Below are 8020 nucleotides of genomic sequence, written 5' to 3'. Positions count from 1 at the left end.
GGAGTTCCCAGTGGTCGCCGTTCCAGACGATGCGGACCTGTTGTACGTCTTCGACAGCAGTCAGGTCTGCGTCTGGCCCGGTGTCGTATTCGCAAAGGATGAAGTCGCTCCACCCGTCTTTCAGGTTCTTGCCTTTCGAGAGACGGACCTGCTGGTGTTTGGTGTCGAGTTTGAAGCCGTCTTCTTTGAACGTGATTGTTGAGCGTGGTCGTTCGTCACCGTGTTTGCGGTATCCCGGTGGATTCGCATCTGAGTTGTCTTGTTCGAACCAGGACTGGAAAGCGCCAGCCAATTCTTCGACGATTGCCTGACTTGATTGGGCGTTCAAATCTCTCCAGCACGGTTGGTTTTTCATGTAGGACTTGAGCGGTCCTTCGTCGGGTATTTCACCGGTTGCGTCCCAGATGCGGCCAGCAGTCCATCGAGCTACATTCCAGATTTTACTGCCGGAACGGGCGAGTGAATTCAGGTCTTGCACGACACGCTCACGGTCGTTAGTGAGCGCCGCTGTAATGGTGCGTGTCGTGACCAGATTCACTATACATAGCCTATGAAAGTACAATGACTTGATCTTTCGGGTCGGCGTGGAATATCCTGCCGGAAGAAACACTGTCGGCTGGGTAGCGGAGCGTAGCGATTCACGCCCGCCCTGTTCGGTCCTCGGTTCCGACACGTCGGAACACTCGTCCCTCACGGGAAGGGCGGGGATTCTCTCGCTGTATCAAGATAGACGGTCGATGCCTCAACGAGTGCCGTATTGGACCGAGTCTCCCTGGCTCTATATCCCGTTGGTGGTCGCGCTCTGGAGTGTCTGCTGGGTTACACTGGAGACGCTCTTGTTCAATGATCCTGTGAGGCAGTCGCTGGTGCCGGGGATGGCTGGTGGGGTCGCATTTGCGGTCGCGACCTATGTCGCTCGGCAATAGGTCGATATAATCCCCCCAAGGTGTGGACTGCCTCTCGATATTGAGACAAAGCGTGCAGTTGTGTTGTGAGAAATAGATACCGGTCGTCGCAGAACTAGTAAATCCCTGATATTTGGCTGTAGAACGCCGTTCAGTCCAGAGGCCGTGTCTACCAACCTCTGATCGTTCTTGCTGACTAGCCACCCCAACTCTGGCGACGATTGTCGTTGCTGTCCCGTTGTGAGGGCTACGGGTCGGGCGTGGGAGTCGGTGTTGGCCAGCTCTCCTTCGACATGACGACCACGTTAATAAGTGCGATACACTCGATGCGTTTGCCATTCCTACCTGTGTCCCAGTTCCCGACTATGGAGAGGGCGTACACATCACTCGTCAGGTCCACATCGATCTGGTGGGGCCCGTTTGCAGGAGAGGGATGTTGCTGGGTTGTTAGCTCGTATTCATACTGCCCATTCGGGGCGACATTCGTCCAGGGCTCAGCCACTCCTTCGGGGGCGACTTTAGTCCAGCCGTCGCCAGAGTAGCGGTCAAGCCGCCAGTCGTGGGGATTGAAGCCAAAGCTATGGTCACTGGTATTCGAGAGCGTGAGATCGAGCGTCTCGATCGTACTGTTGCCCTGTACCACTTGGTAGGTGGTTGAGGTGGGCTGCAGCATGATCGGGTAGTTGTCGGTCTGCGCACAGACAGTTACGTCGGCGTCTCGGAAGGATGGACAATCGATAGTGCGGAAGTCGTCAGAGGGCTGTTCGGTGGCGGGGTCATCAGGCGTGGTTGGACTAGGCTCAGGTGTCCTTGATGGCGTGTCCGCGGGCTGTGGGCCGTCGCCGGTGGGTGTATTCTTGGATTGTGTCTGACCGAGACAGCCACTTGTGAGGAGTGCGGTACCGAACCCGGCTAGAACCGTCCGTCGCTTCATATTCGGCCGTTGAAGCCCACAAATAAAACATCGTGTTAAACTCAAAGAACGATTTTACAGAATGCAAGGAGAATACCCCGGGGCTTGACCCCGAGGTGATTCACACTACGTCCGTGGACACCCTTACCTTGCTCGGCTGGGACATCCTTGGCGTTGAGCAGGCGTATGGCGTTGCTGACGGCCAAGTCGCCAGGGTCGTTGACCTTGCCGCCGCGTTCGCGTGAGCGGCCGATATCGTGGCACCACGCGGCCGCGGCCAAGAGTTCTTGATCGACAGTGGCTGGGTGTTGGGTTGCCACCTGGTAGGCCACGGCACGGACGCGGGTGGCATGAGGAATCGTGTACGGGCACGGCGTCTTCGTAGTACGGGCGCGCTCGCTCGTGAACGCGGGGCTATGTGTATTTGGGCAACCCATGGCTGGGCGTCGTTGTCTGCTCGCGGTCCCAAATATTCGGATATTCTACCGCTAGCTCTTTCAGAGGCGTTCTTGCAGTAACATGGACACCCGAACCGAGAATTCCTCGTTTTTTCCAAACGCACTACCTACACAGCGGCATCTATCCAAATTATACATAGACCGAATTTTCAAGGTACGAGTATATACTCTTGTGAACTGGTTCTAAAGATACTTGGGTTCTGGTTGCTCGTTGTGAAAAGGAACCGAGAATGAACGTATTCAGCGCCGTCGCGACTTGATTTGGATCGACATTTCGGAATTCTCCGGCATCAATTCCACGCTGAATAATCGCTGCTAGGTGTTCCTCATGACGTTCGTCGATCGCTGCAATCCGGTCTTGATAGTCGGAGTTGTGCGTGGCTTGGGCCCGGATCTGAATGAAGACTCTGAGTAAGTCATCAGATGGTGGCGATATTTCTACGGCAGATGTGCTGGCTCTCTCATCTAATAGTAAACTATCTAAAATACTCTCTAACTGCGTTTTGGGCGAAACATCTGCTGTTCGAATCAGATCGGATTCCATTCTATCAAGGATATGATCTACAAATGATAGCAAAAGATCGTCTTTATCAGAATAATGATGGTATATGGATGCTTTCTGCAAACCGACTTTATTTGCAATACGCTGGATGGAGAGTCCAGAATACCCCTGCTCCTGCAAGACTTCAAATGCGGCCTGTAGTATCTCTTCTTGAGTGTCTTCCGGCGGATCAGCAAAGAGATCGTCCGAAACCATATTATAACCCTCGGGAAATGCGGTTGTGAAGATTCCGATCGATAGTTCGACGATACTGAATATAAAGGTTTTTCACCAACCGAACGTTTGTTAGTCTTGTCACAGTCATGGCCGCCATCTCAAATCAGCCATTTCGCAGTAACTCATACTCGGGTAGCTGAGTATACAAGCACCTTTACAGTGAGCTTCCCAACCTGTATCGGTATACAGACATAAACGAATCCGCGACTTATCCATCGACACCAGATGTCACATACATCGATACAATCACCCATCTCGTCACGACACGCGACCATTCTGATCGCAGTGCTTGTTGCACTGTCAACAATACCACTTCCGGCGGCAGCCGCAGAGAATCTCGTCACAGGCGAGCCAGAAATCAGTATTTCCTCGCCAGATGCCACATTTGAGGCAAGTTCATCACAGACACTCTCACTGAGTGTCACCAACGATGGCGAAATCCGCAATGGTGGGGAGCCGGGCTACGAACAAGAAGTCCAAACGGCGCGTAACATGCGGATTGAAGTATTAGAGGATCGGATTGATGCGCCGATTGAGGTCAAGACGGGATCGCAGATTGTCAGCAGGCTAGCTAGTGGGGGGACCGTACCACTACAGTACCAACTTGAGATCGGTGACGCAAAGCCAGGGACGTATCGGATCCCCGTCAAGATCTCGTATGAGCACACTCGTGCAATCACGTATGGGCCGTATCGTGATACAGAACGGGCGAGATCTCAACAAGACGAGATCAAATACATCACCATCACAATCGAGGACAAACCACAGTTTAGCATCGTCGAGACTGACACCAATGCTGTCCACGCAGGCGACAACGGTGGCTTTGCACTGTCGATCAAAAACACGGGGACCAGAGAAGCGACCGATACACGCGTAACGCTCTCGACGCAGACATCGGGTGTGTACTTCGGGAAAGGGTCGAGCCCCTCACAGACAACCTCAGCGTATCTCTCATCGCTTGCACCAAACGAGACACGTCGCATTTCGACACAGGTGGGTGCTAGCACTGATGTCTCAGCTGGGACGTACCCAATTGCAGTAACAGCTGAGTACGAGAACGTGAACGGAATACCTGAAACGTCGGATCGGCTACAGACGGGATTAATCATCAAATCGGAACGCAAATTCACACTGCAGGGCTTGTCCACGACGGATTTCCGCGTTGACGAACCAGAAGCAACGATTCAGGGCGAAATAGTCAACCCGGGCAGTGGAACGGTCCGTAACGCCGTTGTCCAAATGAATCAAAAACAAGGGATCAGTATCACAAACGGTGAGGCTGCAGTCGGTGATCTCGGCCCCGGTGAGGCAGCACCGGTCTCATTCACTGTCGACATCCCTGCAGCGGCAGAACCGGGTTCCCAGTCGTTTAGCTTCACTGTCGAGTATGAAAACGCCGATGGAGATGTCCTCACGACCTCAACCCCAATCAGAAAATCGCTTCAGATCGGGCCAGAGCGCGACCGGTTCGAAGTCGTTGGTGTGAATACGTCGGTAGCCCCTGGTGGGAGCGACACACTCACCGTTGACCTTCGGTATACTGGCTCCCAGCCAGTGGAAAATGCGAATGCGAAACTCTTCACGAGCGACCCACTTTCGGCGTCCGATGATGGCGCCTACCTTGGGACAATCGAACCGAACGAAACCGTGTCTGCAACATTCCAGGTGAGCGCCACAGGCGATGCACTCAACAAGTCCTATAGTTCGTCGATTGAGGTTCGATATGACGAACAAGACGGCGATACACGCTTTAGTGGTTCGCTGTCAGTGGGTGTCCCTGTCAAAGAATCATCGTCTGGTGGGATTCCCTTCCTCCCGGCTGGTATCCTTGCAGGCGGGATTGTGCTCGTTGGTGGCTTCCTTGTCTACAGACGGAGGTAAGAAGCACCACCAATGTGGGACCTTCGAGATCTCTTCCGGCAGTTAGGCCAGACTATTCAGGCCCGGCCAGTCCTCACGCTACTGTTCGCAATCGGCTTGGTTGGCGTTGCAATCACCGGCGCTGCACAGATTGAAAGCGTCACTGGAAATGAAGCATTTGTCGGCAGCAATCCGACACTCGACACCTATCAGAAGACGTTTGACCGGGGAAGTATGGCGACCCTGGTCCGGGGTGATGTGTCCGAGCCCGCAACAATGCGGGCAATCGATCGGTATGACCGCCGGCTCTCACAGACTGAGAACGTCGAACGGGTGATCAGCCCTGCTGATCGCGTCCGGCGTGAGTATGGACGCATTCCGGATTCACAAGCCAAAATCAGGGCGGTCATTGGAACATCGGACTCGACAATTGTGACCACCGTGCTCAGCACCGACCTGAGCCAGCAGGAAACCCGACCAGTCTATACGCGGGCAACGGAGGCACGTGACTGGGCGCAGTTCCCGAGTGACATCGAAGTCACAATCACAGGCCAACCAGCCTTCTCAGCCCAGCTCTCCGCACTGATTCAGCAGAGTACGCAACAGCTGCTGGGGTTGGCAGTTGGGTTGATGATTATTGCTCTATTCTTCTTATTCCGCGGGGTCCGACTGCGCCTCCTCCCGATCGTCGCTGTGTTTACGGGGGTCATCTGGACGTTCGGCGCAATGGGATATACTAGTGTCCCAAACTCGACGCTGACGAGCGCTGTCTTTCCGATTCTTATTGGATTGGGCATCGACTACTCTGTGCAGTTCCATGAACGGTATGAAGAAGAACTCAGCGACGGTCCGCCAAAAGAGGCACTGCCAAAGGCATTGGGTGGCATCGGCCCACCGGTCTTGATCGCTGTCATCGCAGCTGCCCTCGGGTTTGGGGCCACGTGGTTCTCGACAATTGGAACACCGGCCTTTGTCTGGTTCGCCCAAACCTCGATCTTCGGCGTCCTCCTCACATTTGTCGCTGCGATACTGATATTGCTGCCACTGCTAACGCTGTATACACGGTGGCGGAGGCCGGATGAGGCCTCGTCTGACACACCACCATCGCCAGATACCAACGACCAGCAAACCCACGACGCTGCGTCAACCGCGTCCGCTGATATTGGCACGATGGGGCAAATCCTTGGCCGGATTTCCCGCGTTATGGCGTCGCATCCGTTTGCCGTCCTTGGGATCGCTCTCGTCCTCACAACGGGTGGCTTCTATGCAGGGTCTGATTTGGATACCGTTGCTGATACGGAAGATTTCATTCCACAGGATCTCCCTGCGCTGACCGATCTGCAGCAGTTCCGGTCAGAAACTGGCGGTGGCAGCAGCGTGCAGTACAGTGTCCTGGTGAGCGGCGACCAACTCCAAGACCCAGAGACATTACGCTGGATGGAGCGTTATCGCGCTGTGGCTGTCGGGAAACCCTTGATCACCGGAATGGAGACGCCAGCAACGATGATTAAGGAGTATAATAACGGCACACTCCCCGAAACTGAGGCTGGCGTTGATCAAACTCTCGATCAGATTCCAGTAGGAGAGAAACAGCGCTTCTACAAGGATGGGTATGCCCATATCACCGTTATCGGGGCCCAGAATATGAACACCCAGGAGCAACTGGACCTCCTCGATAATGTGGAAAAAGCAACGGCTCTGAGTCAACCACCGGCTGGTGTTGAGGCTGAACTCACTGGCCAAGCAGCAGCCGCAACTCCAGCAATCGTCTCCCAGATCGAACAGCGTAACTTCACCACCGGTCTCGGGGTTGTACTTGTTTTTGTAGCCCTATTGCTCTATTACCGGAATCTGCTCCGGGCAGTTGCGCCATTGGTTCCGATGCTGTTCGTAATCGGGTGGCAGAATCTCTATATGGCCGCCCTCTCGATTCCAGTGTCGCCGTTAGGCGCATCGCTCGGTGCGATGACTGTTGGCATCGGCGCAGAGTATACGATCATCGTCATGGAGCGATACTTTGAGGAAGTCAAGCAGGCGGGAATCTCACGTCTCGATGCTGTTGAGACGGCTGGTGCACGCGTTGGCAAAGCCATTAGCGTCTCTGGTCTGACGACGATCTTCGGGTTCTCAGCCCTGACGCTCTCACCGTTCCCGATGCTCGCAGACTTTGGCTTTCTCACCGTTGGCGTCATCTTCCTGACGCTCGTGGCGGCCATCGCAACACTGCCACCAACGCTGGTTGTTCTGGGCCGTCTCGCTGATACGATTGCAGAGCTTCGGACTGCAGAACCGGCCCAAAGCCAAGTGATTGACCAGAGAAATGAATAGACAGCACAGCGTGATTTATCGATCGCCCTCGATTGCAGTGCCCTGCTCGGCCGGGACGCCCACGGCGTCAAACAGGGGCGTGGCGTCGCTGGCGGCCCAGTCGCCATGGTTATAGAAAACACGAGGCGAAAACCCACGGCTTTAGCCGTGGAATGAAGCCGACAACTGGGAATCAAACCACGCTCCAGTAGCAGGCCGACTCCCAAATGTTTAAGAATTACCCGTGCTACATATAAGATATGGAGGTGCGGCGTACTGTCCCCGTTGCGCTCGATGTAGACAGTGACGACGCCGCACTCCTCGAAGACACCGTAGACACCGTCCTCTGGTGCGCTCAATACGTCGTAGACCACGCTTTCCAAGGCGAGTACGTCACCACCAGCAAGACCACGCTGGATGACGAGACCTACGACGATGTGCGAGAAGCCACAGATGGCTTCAACGGTGGACTGGTGCAAGCCGCTCGGAACAAGGCCGCTGAAGCCTGCAAAAGCGTCGTTGAACGCTGGAAGCAAGGCAAGAAAGCGTCCAAACCCACGTTCACCAGCCCACACGTCGTCTACGACCACCGCACTGCGACGTTCCACGACGACTACGTGAGTCTCGCTACGACCGACGGTCGCATCGAAGCCGATTACGTACTGCCCGACAAGGATAGCGACACGCCGCACTCGGAGTACCTCTTTTCAGACAAGTATGAAACAACGGGTGCGGAACTGCACTATCACGACGGCGACTGGGTGCTTCACGTCCACTGCAAGCGGGACGTGGAGTCCGA

General features: G+C 54.8%; 6 protein-coding genes. 3 read left to right on the top strand and 3 right to left on the bottom strand.

The features are described from left to right. From MU521_RS21145 to MU521_RS21135, 3 genes are all read right to left on the bottom strand, one after another. Window positions 1-538: nuclease/transposase family protein (locus tag MU521_RS21145; protein ID WP_490166463.1), on the bottom strand; the 538-nt coding region annotated here is incomplete at its 3' end. Window positions 539-1152: 614 nt separating this feature from the next. Beyond that, the gene (locus MU521_RS21140) at window positions 1153-1839 is read right to left on the bottom strand and encodes a hypothetical protein (RefSeq protein WP_139171231.1); all 687 of its coding nucleotides are present in this window, start codon (window positions 1837-1839) and stop codon (window positions 1153-1155) included. Between the two features lie 567 nt (window positions 1840-2406). After that, on the bottom strand, window positions 2407-3033 hold the full coding sequence (locus tag MU521_RS21135; protein ID WP_092695758.1) for a TetR/AcrR family transcriptional regulator: 627 nt from the start codon (window positions 3031-3033) through the stop codon (window positions 2407-2409). A gap of 246 nt (window positions 3034-3279) precedes the next feature. Between MU521_RS21135 and MU521_RS21130 the strand changes: the two genes are divergently transcribed. From MU521_RS21130 to MU521_RS21120, 3 genes are all read left to right on the top strand, one after another. After that, window positions 3280-4935 (top strand): COG1361 S-layer family protein, encoded by a 1656-nt coding sequence (locus MU521_RS21130; RefSeq protein ID WP_092695756.1) that lies wholly within the window; start codon window positions 3280-3282, stop codon window positions 4933-4935. 12 nt (window positions 4936-4947) lie between these two features. Then, a complete protein-coding gene (locus MU521_RS21125) occupies window positions 4948-7242 on the top strand; it encodes an efflux RND transporter permease subunit (RefSeq protein WP_092695754.1) in 2295 nt (764 codons plus the stop codon). Window positions 7243-7481: 239 nt separating this feature from the next. Next, window positions 7482-8020, top strand: a 539-nt coding sequence (locus MU521_RS21120) for a nuclease/transposase family protein (protein ID WP_490166462.1), incomplete at its 3' end; no start/stop codon positions are given.

The sequence above is a fragment of the Halorientalis regularis genome, from assembly GCF_023698535.1.
Taxonomy (GTDB): Archaea; Halobacteriota; Halobacteria; order Halobacteriales; family Haloarculaceae; genus Halorientalis; species Halorientalis regularis.
Note: the sequence above shows the minus strand (reverse complement) of the source record. Positions and strands in the feature narration are given on the sequence as shown.

Bases quoted from the DNA above. Each gene is read 5' to 3' on its own strand.
- MU521_RS21140 (WP_139171231.1), bottom strand. From the start codon at position 1,839: ATGAAGCGACGGACGGTTCTAGCCGGGTTCGGTACCGCACTCCTCACA.
- MU521_RS21135 (WP_092695758.1), bottom strand. From the start codon at position 3,033: ATGGTTTCGGACGATCTCTTTGCTGATCCGCCGGAAGACACTCAAGAA.
- MU521_RS21130 (WP_092695756.1), top strand. From the start codon at position 3,280: ATGTCACATACATCGATACAATCACCCATCTCGTCACGACACGCGACC.
- MU521_RS21125 (WP_092695754.1), top strand. From the start codon at position 4,948: ATGTGGGACCTTCGAGATCTCTTCCGGCAGTTAGGCCAGACTATTCAG.